We start from the raw sequence: 17,299 nt of genomic DNA, 5'->3' as shown, positions 1-17,299 counted from the left end.
GTTGTACGTCCGCTGCGGACGGACTCAGGCCTCCGCTGCCGGCTCCCGGGTGGCGCTGCGCCCGGCGGATCGGCCATCGGCCTCGAACCGGCCATCGTCCGCAACGTCGTCGACAGACTCGTCCCGGGCCGGCTTACCTCCGGGCGCCTCGCTCTCGACCGGTTCCTTCTCGATCGGTTCCTTCTCGGATGGCTCGTCCTCGGCCGCTCCGTCCCCGACCGGCTCGCCCTCCGACAGCCCGTCTTCGGACACCTCGTCTTCGGACAGTTCCTCTTCGAGCAGCTCGTCCTCGTACTCCTCCATGTCCAGGAAGCCCGGCAGCCAGTCCTCCAGCTCCTCCCGCAACCGCACGGTCGCGCCGAGCTGGCAGAGGACGCCGATGGTGCTCAGGGTGACGCGGTGTATCAGGAGGTAGGAGGGCGGGAGGTTGAGCTGCCTGCCCAACTGGTGGGCGGGGGAGCGGGGATCGGCGATGCGGGCCGCCTGGCTGCGCATCCAGCTCCGGGTGAACTCGAAGGACTCCACCTGGGCGGGCTCGATGATGGGCAGCAGGTAGTCCAGCACGGCCGCCGGGTCGAGCTCGATGTCCTCCTTGACGAAGTTCTCCCCGCGGAGCAGGGCGTAGACGGCGTCGGCCTCGCCGTCGAGGGTCATCCGCAGACAGGCGCCGATGGTCGGCGGCAGCCCGCCCGGCAGCCGGTCCACCGTGCCGAAGTCGAGCACGCCCAGCTGCCAGCCGCCGTCGCCGTCGGGCAGCAGCCGGAAGTTGCCCGGGTGGGGATCGGCGTGCAGAAGACCGGTGCGGGCCGGCCCGGAGAACAGGAACCGGGCCAGCAGCTGACCGGCCCTGTCGCGCTGCTCCGGAGTGCCCTGCGTGATCACCTCGGACAGTGGCGTTCCCTCGATCCACTCGGTGACCAGCACTTGCTCGCTCTGGTGCACCACCTCGGGCACCCGCACATCGGGATCGTCGGCGAACTCCTCCGCGTGAGTCTGCTGGGCCTCGGCCTCCAGTGCGTAGTCGAGCTCCTCGGAGACGCGGGCGCGGAGCTCCGCGACGAGCGGCTTCATATCCATGCCGGGGATCAGCGGGCCCAGCAGCCTGACGAACCGGCTGAGCTGGCCGAGGTCGGACAGCAGGGCCTCGCCGGCTCCCGGGTACTGGACCTTCACCGCGACCTCGCGGCCGTCGTGCCACACCGCCCGATGCACCTGCCCTATGGAAGCGGCAGCCGCGGGCCTGTCGTCGAACTCCAGGAACAGCTCGCGCCAGTCGTCACCCATCCGTTCGGCGAGCACGGAGTGCACCGTGCTGGTCGGCATCGGCGGCGCGGCTTCCTGAAGCTTGGTGAGCGCGGCACGGTAGGGGCCCGCGATCTCCTCCGGAAGCGCGGACTCGAAGACGGACAGGGCCTGCCCGAACTTCATCGCACCGCCCTTCAACTCACCGAGCACCCGGAACAGCTGGTCCGCCGTACGCTGCTGTAGCTCTCGGCCGACGAGCTCCGCTGACATGCCGCCGATCCGTTTGCCGATACTCCAGGTCGCGCGTCCGGCGAAGCCGAGCGGTAGCGCGGCCAGCTTCGCGGTACGGGTGACCGCCTTGCGGGGAAGATCGGACATGCACCCCTCCATAACCCAGACAGCCGTGCCGCGTGCGGCGATTACCGAGTCATTGTCTCGTGTCGCTCGCCGACCACGGCGGTGCGTACCCGCTTGATCTGACGACACGCGTCGACATGGGCCGTGGCGTGCGGATCTGTGGTGTGGGAGACCTCCGGAGTGAGCGCCGTGGCCCGATGGTCCCGGTGGTCCGTGGGCGGCCGGCTCGTGGCGCGTCGGCTGCTCGGTGCCGGGCTCGCCGGGCTTGCCGGGCTCAAGCCCGCGTGGCGCTCGCGGGCCGTGGCGTGGTGGGCACCGCAGGGGCAGTGGGGGTGGGGGAGCAGGGGCTCGGCTCGCCACTCCAGACGCGGTGACGACACGGTGCAGCGTGCCTCGGCGCTGGCCGGAGCCTCGCCGTCGAGGAAGGCGAGCGCGTGCGCGGCGGCGAGGGAGGCGACCATGCCGGCCAACGCCGTGTCACCCGCGATCACCTGGCGCTGCCGGCCCGAGCGCCACTGCGCCAACAGCCGGGGCCAGGTGGGGTCCGCGTCCGTGCGCTCCTGCGCGAGACAGCCCGCGCAGGCGGTCCATCCCGGCAGCACGAGCGGACCGACCACACCCGTGGCTTCCATGACTCCCGCGTACAGGTGCGGGATGCCGGCCGTGATCAAGTCGGCCGCGGTGGCCGGATCGGGGGTGTGCGCATAGAGGCCGTCCCGTGGGGCCAGGAGCACCAGCGACAGCTCGGACCGGCTCGGTCCCGGCTCGGCGCGCCCGGCCGAAGCGGGCTGCGCGCGGCCTCCGGAGGCTCGCGGCGGCCGGTCCGGAGCCGCCTTGCGGACCACCCGGCGCGCTGCCTCGGACCTGCGCTCGCCCACCGCCTCGGGCGGCAGCCCGCCCGGCGCGACGTCCCAGGGCTCGACGCGGCCGCCGTCCTGCACGTCGACCATGCCCACGCCCGCTGCCGCCAGCATGGCCGCTGCGACCACCCCGACCCGACCGGCGCCGCGGACCTGGACGCGCAACGCACGGCGCGCGGCCAGTCGCCGCATGGCCCCGCCCGGTGCCGTATCGACGACCGACAGGGAGGCGAGGTCCGGGCGTAGCCGGTCGATCACGTCGCCGCTGCGGCGCAGGGCGTCGGCGGCCGGTCCGCCGCCCGTGGCGTCGTCCAGCAGGCCCGCCTGGACGAGGCGCTCGATGAGCCCGTCCACATGCCCCTCGGGCAGGCCCATGCGGCGGCCCTCCGCACGCAGCAGCGATAGGCCGCGCGTGCCGTCGAGCAAGGTCAGGAAAGCGCCGGTGGCCGTATCGACCGGGCCGAGCACCACCGCGTGCGGCGGTGCCACGCCGAACTGGACCGTGTTCAGATCACGCCAGCCGCGCCGTAGCGCGGGCTTCAAGACCGGATGCATGGTGTCGACCGTGTGCATGGCGTCCCCCGTACCTTCCCGCGGATTCTGGCTCAGTGGCCGGGCACAACGGGTGCCCGGCCGGTCGGCGCCGTCCCCCGTCGCGGCGCCGACCGGGTTCCAGATTGACCGCTGAGCCGCAGGGCCGCAGAAAGTTATCCACAGGCTCCGCGATTAGTCATATGAATACGCCGGTAAAAGTGCCGGACAAAGACGGCGAATCGCTCAGTCGGGGCGTAGATCGCGTGAGGAAGCGCCCATGAGGCGGGACTTCCCGCAGGTGGAGCAGGTAACGTCGAGGCGTGCCCGCCGATCGACCGCACCGCGCCGGAGAACCGCAGCGCAGTACGACACGCCAGCCGCCCGGCGGCTCGCGGGTGAGCGCGGTCGAGGTCCGCAGGAGCAACCGCCGGCGCAGGACGGTCTCCGCGTACCGCGAGGGCGATCGCACCGTCGTGCTCATCCCGGCCCGCATGTCCAAGGCGGAGGAGCAGCGCTGGGTCACCGTCATGCTCGACAAGCTCGCCGCACAGGAGAGCAAGCGGGTCCTCGGCGACGCACAGCTCATCGAACGCGCCGGTCAGCTGTCGGAACAGTACTTCGACGGCCGGGCCAGACCCACCTCGGTCCGCTGGGTCACCAACCAGAACACCCGCTGGGGCTCCTGCACCCCCGCCGAAGGCAGCATCCGCCTCTCGCACCGTCTCCAGGGCATGCCCGAGTACGTCATCGACTACGTACTCGTCCACGAACTGGCTCATCTGCTCGTCCCGGGGCACGGCCCCCGGTTCTGGGGGCTGTTGGAGGCGTATCCGCGTACCGAGCGCGCACGCGGCTATCTCGAGGGCGTGGTGGCCGCTGACCGGCTGCCTCATGTGCCCGCCGCACGCTGAGGACACGCACCCGTCCCGGTGATTGTGTAGCGGCTCTGTACCGGCTTCGTATGTGGCCGGGAATTGCGGTTAGCCTGGCGCGACGCACACACCATCGGGATGGGGGACGGTCGTAAGCGCATGACACGGGAATTCCAACGCGGCCACAAGGCCAGGATCAGCGACCTGACGGCTGGGACCGATCTGTACGTGGGGGTGTACATCTCCGGTCCCGGACTGAGCTTCGACATCAGCTGCTTCGGACTGGACGCGAGCGAACGGCTCTCCGACGACCGTTACTTCGTCTTCTTCAACCAGCCCAAGTCGCCCGAGGAGTCCATCCAGCTCCTCGGGCCGCAGGCCGGCGACACCGAGTCGTTCCGTGTCACGCTCGACCGGATTCCGTCTCAGATCCAGAAGCTGTCGTTCACCGCCACCATCGACGGCGCCGGCCAGATGTCGCAGGTCGGGCCCGGTTATCTGCGGATCGTTGCCGGCGGCGATGAGGTGGCCCGGTACTCCTTCACCGGCGCGGAGTTCTCCACGGAACGCGCCGTGATGCTGGGCGACGTCTATTTGAAGGACGTCTGGCGGTTCGCCGCGGTGGGCCAGGGCTTCGACGGCGGTCTGGACGCGCTGCTCAGGAACTTCGGCGGAGAGGTCGCCGAGGAGCAGCCTGCCGCACAGGCCCCGCAGCCGCAGGCCGGCGTTCCGGGGTTCGCAGCCCCCACGCAGGGCGGTGGCGCCCCGTCGTTCGCCCCGCCGGCCCAGACGACGCAGCCTGCACCCGGCACACCCGGCACACCCGGCACACCCGGCACACCCGGCGCACCCGGCGCACCCGGCGCACCCGGCACACCGACCACTCCAGACCCGCAGCAGGCGCCCGCGCCCGCCCAGCAGGGCGGCTACGCGCCCCCGGCGGGCCCCGGCCAACCCTCTGTGCACGCCGCGCCGACCATCGTCGCGCCCGGCGGTGTCGTACCGCCGCCGTCGGCACCGTCTCCGCACCCCCAGACAGGGCCGCCACCCGTCCCGGGGCAGCCCCAGCCGCCTCCTCCCGGCCAGCCGCAGACGGCACCCCCCGGCCAGCCGCAGCCGCATCCCGGCGCGCAGCCACCGTTCGGCCAAACGCCGGGTCAGGGCGGCCCGATGCCGGGTCAGGGCGGTCAGCTGCCTGGTCAGGGTGCGCCGCCGCCCGGCTACGGCTACCCGCAGGGGGCGCCGCCCGCCGCGCCGCCCGGCTACGGCCAGCCGCAGGGCGCGCCACCGCAGGGGTACCCGCAGGGCGCGCCACCGCAGGGGTACGGTCAGCCGCCCGGTGGCGCCTTCCCCGGGCAGCCCGCGGCGCCCTCCCCGTACGGACAGCCGCCCGGGCAGCCGGGACCGGCCGGAGCGATGCCGCAGCCGGGGTTCGCCGGGGCGATGGCCCAGCAGGGGCCGGCCACCGTGGTGCCGACGGGACCGTCCGCACCAGGGGTCATGGGGGCACTCGAGGCCTACAAGGAGGCCCCCACCGGCCAGCGCTGGACGCTCCAGAACAAGAAGCTGGTCCGGGTGGACCTGGGCGTCTCAGGGCAGTCGGTACTGGCCCGCCAGGGCAGCATGGTGCTGTACCAGGGCAAGGTCGACTTCAGCTACAAGGGCGCCGGGTTCGCCGGCCGGATCGTGGGCAACGCGACCGGCCAGGAGATGCAGCTGATGCGCTGTTCGGGCACCGGGCAGGTCTTCCTCGCGGAGAACGCCGCCCATGTGCACCCCGTGGAGCTCCAGGGCGACGCGATCTGCATTTCGTCGGAGAACGTGCTCGCCTTCGACGAGACCCTCCAGTACGAGGTGCGCCGCATCGAGGGGCACGGCATTCCGGGCGGGGCGCTGTTCACCATGCAGTTCCAGGGCACCGGCACGGTCGTCGTGAAGACGCAGGGCACCCCTGTCGTGCTCCCGGTGACGCCGACGACCTTCGCCGACTGCAACGCGGTCGTCGCCTGGTCGGCCGCCTCCCAGGTGATCGTCTCCAGCCAGGTGCGGATGCGTCGCAACGCCTACCCCGGCGACAGCGGGGAGAGCGTGAACCTCCAGTTCCGGGGCGCGCCCGGGAACTTCATCGTCGTCCAGCCGTACGAGGTCTGAGGTCCGTCATGAATCAGCAGCTCGCGGGCTTCGCCCCGGCACCGGTGGCCGCTCGCATGGAGAACCACGGCAGCCACATGGTCAAGGTCGCCATGCAGAGCGGTCAGGACCTCCTCGCACGCGTAGGGTCGATGGTCGCCTACGAGGGCTTCGTGCAGTACGAGCCCAACCCGCCGGCGGTGCGCCAGATCGCCCGGGACTGGATCACCGGCGAGGGCACTCCGCTCATGAAGTGCACCGGGGACGGCCTGCTCTATCTGGCGGACTACGGCGCCGACGTCGTCATCATCAACCTCAATGGGGACGCCCTCTCCGTGAACGGCACCAATCTGCTCGCCTTCGACGCCCACCTCCAATGGGGGGTGGAGCGGGTCAAGGGACTGGCCAAGTTCGCCGGGCAGGGTCTGTGGAACATCCAGATCTCCGGCCACGGCTCGGTGGCGCTCACCTCCCGGGGCACGCCCATCGTGGTCGACTGCGGTCGGGGCGAGGACGAGACCTACGTGGATCCGGATGCGCTCGTCGCCTGGTCGCCGAACCTGAAGGTGAAGGGCAAGCGCAGCTTCAAGGCCGGCTCGCTCATCGGACGCGGCAGCGGCGAGGCCTACCAGATGGGCTTCTCCGGGCAGGGCATCGTCGTCGTCCAGCCCAGCGAGGACTCCAGCGACCGCCTCCGGATCCGGCACTGAGGGGGAGAAGGACATGCAGAGCTCGCTTTTCGGCTTCACCGAGCAGCAGACCCAGGAACGCTACGCCCTGCAGAACCCGCAGATGTTGCGGGTGACTCTGGAGGGCCACGATGACGTGCTCGCCCGCAAGGGGGCGATGGTCGCCTACCAGGGGCTGCTGGAGTTCGAGGCCGAGTACCAGAACAACAACCAGCAACAGGCGCGCTACTTCACCGGCGAGGGCCTCGACCTCATGCGCTGCCACGGGCAGGGCACCGTCTACTTCGCCAACCTCGGCCAGCACATCCATGTCGTCGACGTCGACCAGGACGGGTTGACCGTGGACAGCACCTACGTCCTGGCCATGGACTCCTCCCTGCACCACGACGTCATCGCCGTGGACAGCCAGTACGGGATCTCCGGCTCGGGCAAGTACCAGCTCGTCATCACGGGGCGCGGCAAGGTCGCCCTGATGACATCGGGCCAGCCCCTGATGCTCCAGGTCACCCCGGACCGCTACGTCAATGCCGACGCCGACGCGATCGTCGCCTGGTCCAACGGCCTCCGGGTGCAGATGCAGGCGCAGACGCACTCCTCTGGCGTGTGGCGGCGGCGTGGCAGCACTGGCGAGGGATGGGAGCTCAGCTTCATGGGGCAGGGCTATGCGCTCGTCCAGCCCAGCGAGCTGCTGCCGCCGCAGCAGGCCATGATCGGCCAGGGGCTGCGTGCCCAGTACGGCATGGGTCAGCAGGGTGCCCACGGCGTGAACCAGGGCAACGTCTGGAACTGACGTCCACCGCGTTCGAGTAAGGGGCATCCGCCATGGCGGACGCCCCTTACCGTTCGGCTGTTTCAGACTCCCAGGCGCTCCCGGGTGGCCTCGACGAGCCGGCTGACGGAGTCGTCGGCGACCTGCGGCACCGCCTCGTAGCGGAACCAACGCAGGTCGAGGGACTCGTCACTGATCGTCTCGACGGCGTCGGGCGGGGCGAGGGCCGCGTACTGCACGTCGAGGTGCCAGGCGCAGGGCGTCTGGTGGCGGTCGAGGCGGACCGGCCCACCCGGCAGCAGGGTCAGACCCTGGATGCCGGACTCCTCGGTGCCCTCCCGCAGGGCGGCGCCCGCCAGGGTGCGGTCGCAGGGCTCGCAGTGGCCACCCATCTGGAGCCACATGCGGAGCTTCTTGTGCAGGGTCAGCAGCACCCGGCCGCGCTCGGGGTCGATCACCAGGGCACTGGCCGTGATGTGGCCGGCCGAGCACGCCTTCCACATGCCGTCCGGGCGGGCGGCGAGATGGTCGAGGTAGGCCTGTCGCAGCTCGTCCTGCGCCGGATACGCCTTCAGGACAAGGACGGCGTCCTCATGGAGGACCGTGTCGTCGGGGAGGACCGTGTCCCCATGGAGGGCCGTGTCGTCAGGGACGTCTGCGTGGTCATGCGGGCTCACCGCTCACCGTCGCCCTCGGGGCCGTCACCGTCGGCGTCCGTGTCCTTTTCGGGGGTCTGGGTGCCGGGCTCGGGGCCGGAGTCCGCGGCGCCGGTGTCCTTGTCCTTCGTGAGGTCGGGCTTGCCGGTGGCGGTGCCGCCGGCCGCCTCGCCCAGCATCTTGTCCAACTCGGAGAAGTCCAGCTGCTCACGGTGCACGAAGCCGTCCGGATCGTCCAGGTCGGACGCGGTGGGCAGCATGTCCGGGTGGGACCACAGGGCGTCCCGGCCGTCGACACCTCGGGCGTCGGTGAGCGAGGCCCACAGCCGGGAGGCGTCCCTCAGGCGGCGTGGGCGCAGCTCCAGGCCGATCAGGGTGGCGAAGGTCTGCTCGGCAGGGCCACCACTGGCCCTGCGGCGGCGCAGCGTCTCGCGCAGCGCACCGGCCGACGACAGGCGCGGGGCGGCGGCCGCGTGCACCACCGCGTCCACCCAGCCTTCGACGAGGGCCAGGGCGGTCTCCAGGCGCGCCAGCGCGTTCTTCTGCTCGGGCGTGTCCTCGGGCTGGAACATGCCCTGCTGGAGTGCCTCCTGGAGCTGCTCGGGATTCTGCGGGTCGAGCTGGCCGACCACGTCCTCCAGCTTCTGGGTGTCGACCTTGATCCCGCGCGCGTACCCCTCGACAGCCCCGAACAGGTGCGAACGCAGCCACGGCACATGGGCGAAAAGCCGCTGGTGAGCGGCTTCGCGTAGGGCCAGATACAGCCGCACCTCCTCCTCGGGCACGCCGAGGTCCTTACCGAAGGCCGCCATGTTCACCGGGAGCAGCGCGGCCTTGCCGGCGGGGCCGAGCGGCAGGCCGATGTCGGACGAGCCGACCACCTCGCCGGCGAGCACGCCCACGGCCTGCCCGATCTGGCTGCCGAACATGGCGCCGCCCATGGAACGCATCATCCCGATGAGCGGGCCCGCCATGGCCTGCATCTCTTCGGGCAGCACATCACCCATCGCCGAGCCGACCCGCTCGGCGACCGGGTCGACCAGCTCCTTCCACACCGGGAGGGTCGCCTCGACCCACTCCGCACGGCTCCAGGCCACGGCCGAGCCGGAGCCGGAGGGCAGCGAGGTGACGTCGTCCAGCCAGAGGTCGGCCAGGCGGACGGCCTCCTGCACGGCGGAGCGCTCGGTGGGACCGACGCTGGAGTCCTTGGTGCCGTCCGCGGTGCCCTGGGCGACCGTCTGGCGGGCGATCTGCTGGGCCATCTCCCAGTTCACCGGACCGCCCTCGTAGGACAGCATCTGGCCGAGCTGCTGGAAGGCGGCACCGAGGTCCGACGGGTTCATCGAGCCGAACATGGCGGCCAGCGGATTGTCCCCGCCCGGGCCGCCGGCCCCTGGGAACCCGAAACCGAAGGGGTTGGCAGGTCCCTGGCCACCCCCGTCCTGCTGGTCCTTCTTCTTGCCCTCGTCGCCGTCGTCCGGCTCCTCCGGCGGAAGGCCGAATCCGAATGGGGTGTCACTCACGGGATTCCTCGGCTCGTCGGGCCGCCGGTACCGTCCGACGGCGGGTGCCCTGCGTCACCGTCCAGCGTAGACACCCCGCGCCCTTCGGGGCTCGGTGCTCCGCCGACTCGCTGGCTGCGGCAGGATGGATGCCACTGCTCGTGTGCTTTCGATGGCGTACGTACCGATGACAACCGCTGGAGACACCTGGTGAGTTCCCCAGATCCACAGGTTCGCGCAGCGCGAAACCCTGGCACGCCGCCCGGGTCGGACGGGCCGGTGGTGGCCGTCACCGGCGCCGCCACCGGCGTCGGCGCCCTGCTCACCGAGCGGCTCGCCGCCAGTGACGCGGTGGCCCAGGTCGTGGCGGTCGACGAGCGGCGCGGGGAGTGTGCGGCGGCGCGCTGGCACGTGCTGGACGTACGCGATCCGGCCATCGCCGGGAAGCTGCGCGGCGTGGACGTGGTGGTGCACCTGGCCGTCGACCTCGACCTGGGCACCGACCCGGTCGCGCGCAGCGCCTACAACGTCCGCGGCACGCAGACCGTGCTGACCGCCGCTGCCGCCGCCGGGGTGCGCAGGGTGGTGCTGTGCACCTCCGCCATGGTCTACGGGGCGCTTGCCGACAACCCTCTGCCGCTCTCCGAGGACGCCGAGCTACGTGCGACGGCAGAGGCCACCGGCGTCGGCGACCTCCTGGAGATCGAACGTCTCGCGCGCCGTGCACCGCGCGCGCACCCCGGCCTCAACGTGACCGTGGTCAGGCCGGCCGTCCTGGTGGGCGGCACGGACACCGCGCTCACCCGCTACTTCGAGTCACCCCGGCTGCTGGTGGTCGCCGGGTCCCGGCCCGCCTGGCAGTTCTGCCACGTGGAGGACCTGTGCTGCGCCCTGGAGTATGCCGTCCTGGAGAAGGTCGACGGGGAGCTGGCGGTCGGTTGTGACGGCTGGCTGGAGCAGGAGGAGGTCGAGGAGCTCAGCGGCATCCGCCGTATGGAGCTGCCCTCCGCGGTCGCCCTGGGCGCCGCCGCCCGGCTGCACCGCATCGGCCTCACGCCCTCGCCCGCGGGCGACCTGGCGTACACGATGTACCCCTGGGTGGTCAGCGTCAGCCGTCTCCACGACGCCGGGTGGCGGCCGCAGTGGACCAACGAGGAGGTGCTCGCGCAGCTCCTCGAGGAGGTCGCCGGACGCCACACGGTCGCCGGGCGGCGGCTCGGCCGCAAGGACGCCACGGCGGCGGGTGCCGCAGGGGCGACCGTGGCGCTGCTGGGCACGGCGGCACTGGTGCGCAGGGCGCGCAAGGCACGACGACGGTAGGCGGGCGGACGGGTTCCCTCGATCGCGTGGTTTCTTAGGATGAGGCCATGCCAATCACCTCTGAGGTCGTCCGGCTGGTAGCCGTACGCGAAGCGCCGCTGTCCATCGACGAGGTCTTCGGCGCCGTGGGTGACGCCGCGGCGGGCGGTACCGCGCTGTTCGTGGGAACGGTGCGCAACCACGACGGCGGAGCCGGTGTCGAGCGACTCGGCTACTCCTGCCACCCCACCGCCGAAGCCGAGATGCGCCGGGTCGCCGAGAAGGTCGCCGCCGAGTATCCGGCGTGCGCCCTGGCCGCGGTCCACCGAGTGGGTGATCTGGAGGTGGGGGACCTGGCCGTGATCGTCGCCGTCTCCTGCCCGCACCGCGCGGAGGCCTTCGCGGCCTGCCGCAAGCTGATCGACGACCTCAAGAAGGAGGTCCCGATCTGGAAACACCAGACATTCACGGACGGCACCGAGGAATGGGTGGGCGCGTAGCGCCTTCTTCTCCGCTCGCCTCGGAGCAGCCCGGCGAGTGTCGGCAGATGATCTAAGAGTGGCCTCGGGAGGATTCCGGTTGCGTAACCGGAGCAGGCCGGTGAGCGTTGACGGTGTAGATCTTTAATCTGCTGATCAGTCAGTTGCGGTTGCTCTTGGGGTTGGGAGGTCGGCATGGCGGCACTTGCTTGGTTGCTGATTCCGCTTGTGTGTGCGGTCGGTGCGGGGCTGTGGGGCAGTTGGGCCGGACGCCACCGCAAGATCGGCGACGGTCCCGAACTCGCGGGTTACGCCCGGTTCCGGGCGGCGATGGAGAGGCCGGCGTTGCAGGAGTCCCAACCGGACCCTGCCGACGCCGTCTGACCACTCGCGCCCGACGTACTGCACCGGGGCCTTCCGTACCTCCACGGGAGGCCCCGGCCGTGCGCTCTCAGCTTGGTCACGTACTGTCGTGCCATGCCACGCCGGACCGCGACGATGCTCGCGTCAACCCTGATCCTGATCGCGCTGATGTGCGCGGGAGTGTTCATCAGCGTGCCGTACTCGGAGATGTCTCCGGGGCCGACGGTGAACACCCTGTCCGATCACGGTGGTGAGCCGGTCCTGCAGATCTCGGGTCACAAGAGCTACCCGGCCAGCGGTCATCTCAATATGACGACGGTCCGCGTGACCAGCGCCGAGTACAACATGAACCTCATAGAGGCGGTCTACGGCTGGCTGGCCGACGACCGGCTCGTCGTTCCGCACCAGGCCCTCTATCCGGACGGCCAGACCGAGGAACAGTCCAATCAGGAGAACGCCGAGGAGTTCAGCCAGTCCCAGGAGAGCGCCAAGGTGGCTGCGCTGCGGGAGCTGAAGATCCCCGTGAAGACCTGGGTGGTCGTCTCCTCGGTGATCAAGGGCGGCGCCGCCCAGGGCAGGCTGCACGCCGGCGACGTCATCAAGAGCGTGGACGGCACCGCGGTGAAGCAGCCGGACGACGTGGCGAAGCTGGTCACCCGGCACAAGCCGGGGCAGGCCGTGGTCTTCACGGTGGTCCCGGCCCAGGCGCAGGCCGACGCGGAGAAGGACGGTCGGACGGCGACCACGACGAAGAACGTCAAGATCACCACCCGCAGTGCGGAGGACGACCACCGGGCGATCGTCGGCATCCAGGCCGGCACCGACCACACGTATCCGTTCGCCATCGACATCAAGCTCGCCGACGTGGGCGGCCCGAGTGCGGGACTGATGTTCTCCCTCGGCCTCATCGACAAGCTGACCCCCGGGGACCTCACCGGCGGCGCCTTCGTGGCCGGCACCGGCACCATCGACGACTCCGGCACGGTGGGCCGGATCGGCGGGATCGGGATGAAGACGATCGGTGCGCACGACAAGGGGGCCAAGTACTTCCTGACCCCGGCGGGGAACTGTGCGGAGGCCGAGAAGAACGCCCCCGGCGGCCTCACGCTAGTCAAGGTGAACACGCTGCACGGGGCGCTGGACGCGCTCGCCGACATCCGCGGCGGGAAGACGGCGGACCTGCCCCTCTGCGCCAAGGGGTGACCCGGTCCGGCTGAGGGAACCCGACGCCCGACACCCGATGCCGGACGCTCGGAACGCCGGGATGCCTTGCCGGAACGCCGGGATGCCTTGCGCCACCCCGCACACACCCGGGGCGCCCCCTGCGACGAGGGGCGCCCCACTGCAATCCGAAGCGCCTCATTGCGCTCCGAGCGCCTGCCGACCTCCCGGCTCGCCGCCCGCTGGCCGCCGGCCGCCAGGCCGCGCTAGTCAGCGAACGTGGCCGCCAGTGCGTCCGCCAGGCCCGGTACCAAGCCTGGGCCCGTGAGGACCTCCGTGGGCGTGTCCTTCTCGCGTAGCCGCAGCGCCGACTCGCGTGCCCCGTCCCGGAGCACTCCGACCGTCATGCGCACCTCCTGGCGCTCCGGGTGCTCGGCGACCCACTGGGCGAGGCGCGGGCCGTCGAGGCCCTCCGGTACCGAGGCCTCCGCCGACGGTGGCAGCATCAGGCGCTCCACGGTCAGGGCGCAGCCGCTCACCGCCTCGGGCCAGGCGATGGTGCCGAGGAACTCGTCCAGCGGCGTGGTGGCCGGGATCTCCTCCTGCTCGACGGGGGTCAGAGCGCTGGTGACGTCGTCGGAGAGGCCGAGGCGGGTGGCGAGTTCCGGCTCCTGGGTGCGTAGCTGGGCGGTGTCGACGAGGGCGAACAGGCGGGCGGGCTGGTCCCAGCCCAGCCCGCCGACGTAGTCGTCGATCTCCAGCACGGCTCGGGTCAGGGGGCGCGCGGCCGGTGGAGGGGTCACGGCGGAATCGTTGGACATGGTCAATATCCTGCCTGGTTCAGGGGCCGGAACGGGAACTGCGTAAAGCCTCAGTAAGTTGCATCAGTGGGCGCTGTGAAAGCAGGGCCCGGACACACGACCAGACAATTCCGGACAATACCAGGCTCTTAGCTGCATTTGGAGGTCGCCGCACCCTGCCGCCATCCCAAAGGCCGCATGATCCGCGCGAGATGTGACCCGCGAGATGTGAACCGCCGCACAGACCGCCACCACCGCCCACCGCTGCTGCCAGCTACTCGCCAGTTGCTCCCAGCTACTCACCGAACTTCGAGGTACACACCTTGGCTTTCCAGATGCCGGACCGCGGCTCAGGCCCGACAGGGCCACGGATCAGAGTGGGCCGACCGTCCCGGCGCGTCCGCACCCTGCTCATGACGCTGGGCGTGCTGGCCGTGCTGGCCATGGCGTTCACGATGTTCGCCGGGTTCTGGACGGATCTGCTCTGGTATCGGACGGTTCACTACTCGTCCGTCTTCACCACCACGCTGTGGACCAAGATCGGTTTGTTCTTCGTCTTCGGACTGCTGATGGCGGCGGCGGTCGGGATCAACGTGTGGCTGGCGCACCGGCTGCGCCCGCCGCTCAGTGCCATGTCGGTGGAGCAGCAGAGCCTGGACCGTTACCGCATGGGCATCGCGCCCTTCAAGAAGTGGATCCTGCTGGGCATCACGGCGTTGGTCGGCCTGGTCGCGGGCGCGTCGGCCACCAGCCAGTGGCGCACCTGGCTGCTGTGGGTCAACGGCGTGCCGTTCGGCCAGAAAGACCCCCAGTTCCACCTCGACGTGTCCTTTTACGCCTTCGACCTGCCCTGGTACCGCTTCCTGCTCGGGTTCGGCTTCGCGGCCGCCGTGCTGTCCGTGATCGCCGCCGCCCTGACGCACTACCTCTACGGGGGCCTGAGGGTCACCAGCCCAGGCGCGCGCGCCACCGCGGCCGCCACGGGACACCTCTCGGTGCTGCTCGGCTTCTTCGTGGCCCTCAAGGCCGTCGCCTACTGGCTCGACCGCTACGGGCTCGCGGTCAAGTCCAGCGACTTCAAGGCGACCAGCAACTGGACCGGCCTGCGCTACGTCGATGCCAACGCCTACCTCCCGGCGAAGACGATCCTCTTCTGCATCGCCGTGATCTGCGCGCTGCTGTTCTTCGCCACGCTGTGGCGGCGCACCTGGCAGCTGCCGCTGCTCGGCTTCGGCCTGATGGTCCTCTCGGCCATCCTCATCGGCGGCCTGTACCCGGCCATCGTCCAGAAGTTCCAGGTCCAGCCGAACGAGCAGGCCAAGGAAGCGCCGTACATCCAGAAGAACATCAACGCCACGCGCATGGCGTACGGCATCGACGGGGTCCACCCCGCGGACTACTCGGGCAAGGGCGCCGTCAAGGACGCCGAGAAGCAGCGCACGGACGCGGACTCCGCAGCCAGCTACCGCCTGAACGACCCGAACATCGTCTCGCCCACCTTCCAGCAGCTGGAGCAGGAGCGTAAGTACTACCAGTTCCCGAAGACGTTGGACGTCGACCGCTACAAGGGTCAGGACACCATCGTCGGGCTGCGCGAGCTCAACCTGTCCGGAGTCGACAAGCGCAACTGGATCAACGATCACTTCACCTACACCCACGGCTTCGGCATGATCGCCGCCAAGGGCACCCAGACGGACGCGAACCGCAAGGGTGCGCCCGACTTCACCGAGTCGAGCCTGCCGGCCAACGGCGACCTCGGCACCTACGAGCAGCGCATCTACTACGGCGAGAAGACCCACCAGTACTCGATCGTCGGCGGTCCGCAGAAGGAGCTGGACTACGAGCAGGACGGCGGCACCCAGAAGACCACCAGTTACCACGGCAAGGGCGGCGTCGACCTGTCGAACCCGCTGAACCGCGCCGCCTACGCGGTTGCCTTCAGCGAGCCGCAGATCTTCTACTCGGGCGCCATCGGCGAGGGTTCGAAGATCCTCTACAACCGCACGCCCAAGGAGCGCGTCGAAGCCGTGGCCCCCTGGCTGACGATCGACGGCGACGCCTACCCGGCCGTCGTCAACGGCCGCATCCAGTGGATCGTCGACGCCTACACGACGTCCAACGGCTACCCGTACGCCTCACGCACCACCCTCGGCGACACCACCACCGACTCGCTGAACGAGGGCGACACCCAGCGTGCCGTCGTCGCCCAGCAGAACCAGGTCAACTACATCCGCAACTCGGTGAAGGCCACCGTCGACGCCTACGACGGCACGGTCAAGCTGTACACGTGGGATGAGAAGGACCCGGTCCTGAAGACCTGGAAGAAGGCGTTCCCGGGCACGGTGCTGCCGAAGAGCGACATTCCCAAGGCTCTCAGCGATCATCTGCGCTACCCCCAGGACATGTTCAAGGTGCAGCGGGAGCTGCTGGCCCTGTACCACGTCACGCAGCCCCAGCAGTTCTACAACGCCAGTGACGCCTGGCAGGTCCCGAACGACCCGACCAAGCGGGACAACAGCGCGGTTCCGCCGTACTACCTGTCCCTGGAGATGCCGGGCCAGGACAACCGGCAGTTCTCGCTGACCTCCACCTTCACGCCGAGCGGCCGACCCAACCTACGGGCCTTCATGGCCGTCGACGCGGACGCCACCAGCAAGGACTACGGCACCATCAAGCTCCTCAGAGTGACCGAGGACGGTGTCGACGGCCCCGAACAGGTGCAGAACAAGCTGAACTCGGTAACCCCGGTGGCGGACTTCATCCGGGATATGAAGGGCGCCGACTCCACCGTGCTTTACGGAAACCTGCTCACGGTGCCGCTCGACGACGGCTTCCTCTATGTGGAGCCGATCTATGCCCAGGGCCGTAATTCGGAGTTTCCGCTGTTGCGCAAGGTCGCCGTCTCCTACGGCAACAGAACCGGCTTTGCCGACACCCTGAGTGCCTCGCTCAACCAGGCCTTCGGGGTGGACGGCACCGGGCCCGCCCAACCAGAGGAACCCGGGCAGCATCAGCAACCCGAGAACCCGACGGTGCGGGACGCTCTCGACGACGCGCAGAAGGCGATGGACGACAGCCAGGAGGCGTTGAACAAGAAGCCCACCGACTGGGACGCCTACGGCAAGGCCCAGGAGCGACTCAAGGACGCCCTGAAGCGTGCCGTGGACGCCGACAAGGCCACGCAGGGCGGCAAGGCCGGCGGGAGCACGGACAAGGGCGGCAAGAACACAGGCGGCAGCAGCGGTTGACCTCGGGTGACCCCGCGTCGTGGTACGGTTGTTCGAAACGACGCGGGGTGGAGCAGCTCGGTAGCTCGCTGGGCTCATAACCCAGAGGTCGCAGGTTCAAATCCTGTCCCCGCTACGGCAGACCAAGGCCCGGATCCGTACTCAGGATCCGGGCCTTGGTCTTGTGTAATGCCCGCCTCCGCTTGTGAAGTGTCGGTTCAGATAGCGGTGTTGCGCGGTGTCGCGGCCTTGGGAGGGGTCCCGTCCGACCAGGGTGAGCATGCGCCTACCCCGTGAGGGTGATGTGTCCGACGGCTACGACTTGAGAATCACGCGTTTGACTTATCTCTCTGTGG

Annotated in this window: 14 protein-coding genes and 1 tRNA gene; 10 read left to right on the top strand and 5 right to left on the bottom strand. The window is 70.1% G+C overall.

Annotated features, from left to right (window positions below; genetic code table 11):
- Window positions 1-24: 24 nt before the first annotated feature.
- Both NQO67_RS24055 and NQO67_RS24050 read right to left on the bottom strand, forming a co-directional pair.
- Window positions 25-1,623, bottom strand: coding sequence for an ABC1 kinase family protein (locus tag NQO67_RS24055; protein ID WP_255952283.1), 1,599 nt, complete (start codon window positions 1,621-1,623; stop codon window positions 25-27).
- Window positions 1,624-1,664: 41 nt separating this feature from the next.
- Window positions 1,665-3,017, bottom strand: a complete 1,353-nt coding sequence (locus NQO67_RS24050) for a TOMM precursor leader peptide-binding protein (protein ID WP_255952282.1) — start codon at window positions 3,015-3,017, stop codon at window positions 1,665-1,667.
- Window positions 3,018-3,316: 299 nt separating this feature from the next.
- Between NQO67_RS24050 and NQO67_RS24045 the strand changes: the two genes are divergently transcribed.
- From NQO67_RS24045 to NQO67_RS24030, 4 genes are all read left to right on the top strand, one after another.
- The gene (locus tag NQO67_RS24045) at window positions 3,317-3,907 is read left to right on the top strand and encodes a M48 metallopeptidase family protein (RefSeq protein WP_255952279.1); all 591 of its coding nucleotides are present in this window, start codon (window positions 3,317-3,319) and stop codon (window positions 3,905-3,907) included.
- Window positions 3,908-4,027: 120 nt separating this feature from the next.
- Entirely contained in the window at window positions 4,028-6,019 is a 1,992-nt protein-coding gene (locus NQO67_RS24040) for a TerD family protein (protein ID WP_255952278.1), read from the top strand.
- Window positions 6,020-6,027: 8 nt separating this feature from the next.
- Window positions 6,028-6,708 carry an AIM24 family protein gene (locus NQO67_RS24035; RefSeq protein WP_255952277.1) on the top strand — a complete coding sequence of 227 codons (681 nt, stop codon included), beginning with the start codon at window positions 6,028-6,030 and terminating at the stop codon, window positions 6,706-6,708.
- Between the two features lie 13 nt (window positions 6,709-6,721).
- Entirely contained in the window at window positions 6,722-7,477 is a 756-nt protein-coding gene (locus NQO67_RS24030) for an AIM24 family protein (RefSeq protein ID WP_255952276.1), read from the top strand.
- A 62-nt stretch (window positions 7,478-7,539) separates the two neighbouring features.
- Here the strand turns inward: NQO67_RS24030 and NQO67_RS24025 are convergent, their stop codons facing one another.
- Window positions 7,540-8,031 carry an NUDIX hydrolase gene (locus tag NQO67_RS24025; RefSeq protein ID WP_255952437.1) on the bottom strand — a complete coding sequence of 164 codons (492 nt, stop codon included), beginning with the start codon at window positions 8,029-8,031 and terminating at the stop codon, window positions 7,540-7,542.
- A 98-nt stretch (window positions 8,032-8,129) separates the two neighbouring features.
- Entirely contained in the window at window positions 8,130-9,635 is a 1,506-nt protein-coding gene (locus tag NQO67_RS24020; protein ID WP_255952275.1) for a zinc-dependent metalloprotease, read from the bottom strand.
- 189 nt (window positions 9,636-9,824) lie between these two features.
- Between NQO67_RS24020 and NQO67_RS24015 the strand changes: the two genes are divergently transcribed.
- The 4 genes from NQO67_RS24015 (at window position 9,825) to NQO67_RS24000 (ending at window position 12,958) form a co-directional block, all read left to right on the top strand.
- On the top strand, window positions 9,825-10,934 hold the full coding sequence (locus NQO67_RS24015; protein ID WP_255952274.1) for an SDR family oxidoreductase: 1,110 nt from the start codon (window positions 9,825-9,827) through the stop codon (window positions 10,932-10,934).
- A gap of 47 nt (window positions 10,935-10,981) precedes the next feature.
- The gene (locus NQO67_RS24010; protein ID WP_255952273.1) at window positions 10,982-11,413 is read left to right on the top strand and encodes a molybdenum cofactor biosynthesis protein MoaE; all 432 of its coding nucleotides are present in this window, start codon (window positions 10,982-10,984) and stop codon (window positions 11,411-11,413) included.
- Window positions 11,414-11,587: 174 nt separating this feature from the next.
- The gene (locus NQO67_RS24005) at window positions 11,588-11,776 is read left to right on the top strand and encodes a hypothetical protein (protein ID WP_255952272.1); all 189 of its coding nucleotides are present in this window, start codon (window positions 11,588-11,590) and stop codon (window positions 11,774-11,776) included.
- Between the two features lie 93 nt (window positions 11,777-11,869).
- Window positions 11,870-12,958 (top strand): YlbL family protein, encoded by a 1,089-nt coding sequence (locus tag NQO67_RS24000; protein ID WP_255952271.1) that lies wholly within the window; start codon window positions 11,870-11,872, stop codon window positions 12,956-12,958.
- 224 nt (window positions 12,959-13,182) lie between these two features.
- Here the strand turns inward: NQO67_RS24000 and NQO67_RS23995 are convergent, their stop codons facing one another.
- On the bottom strand, window positions 13,183-13,737 hold the full coding sequence (locus tag NQO67_RS23995) for a PPA1309 family protein (RefSeq protein ID WP_255952270.1): 555 nt from the start codon (window positions 13,735-13,737) through the stop codon (window positions 13,183-13,185).
- 314 nt (window positions 13,738-14,051) lie between these two features.
- Here NQO67_RS23995 and NQO67_RS23990 point away from each other — a divergent pair, with 314 nt between their 5' ends.
- Both NQO67_RS23990 and NQO67_RS23985 read left to right on the top strand, forming a co-directional pair.
- Window positions 14,052-16,964 (top strand): UPF0182 family membrane protein, encoded by a 2,913-nt coding sequence (locus NQO67_RS23990; protein ID WP_255952436.1) that lies wholly within the window; start codon window positions 14,052-14,054, stop codon window positions 16,962-16,964.
- A 41-nt stretch (window positions 16,965-17,005) separates the two neighbouring features.
- Window positions 17,006-17,079, top strand: a tRNA-Met gene (locus NQO67_RS23985).
- The last annotated feature ends 220 nt before the right edge of the window (window positions 17,080-17,299 follow it).

The sequence above is a fragment of the Streptomyces odontomachi genome (assembly GCF_024435355.1).
Classification (GTDB): domain Bacteria; phylum Actinomycetota; class Actinomycetes; order Streptomycetales; family Streptomycetaceae; genus Streptomyces; species Streptomyces odontomachi.
This window is presented reverse-complemented; position numbering and strand designations above follow the sequence as displayed.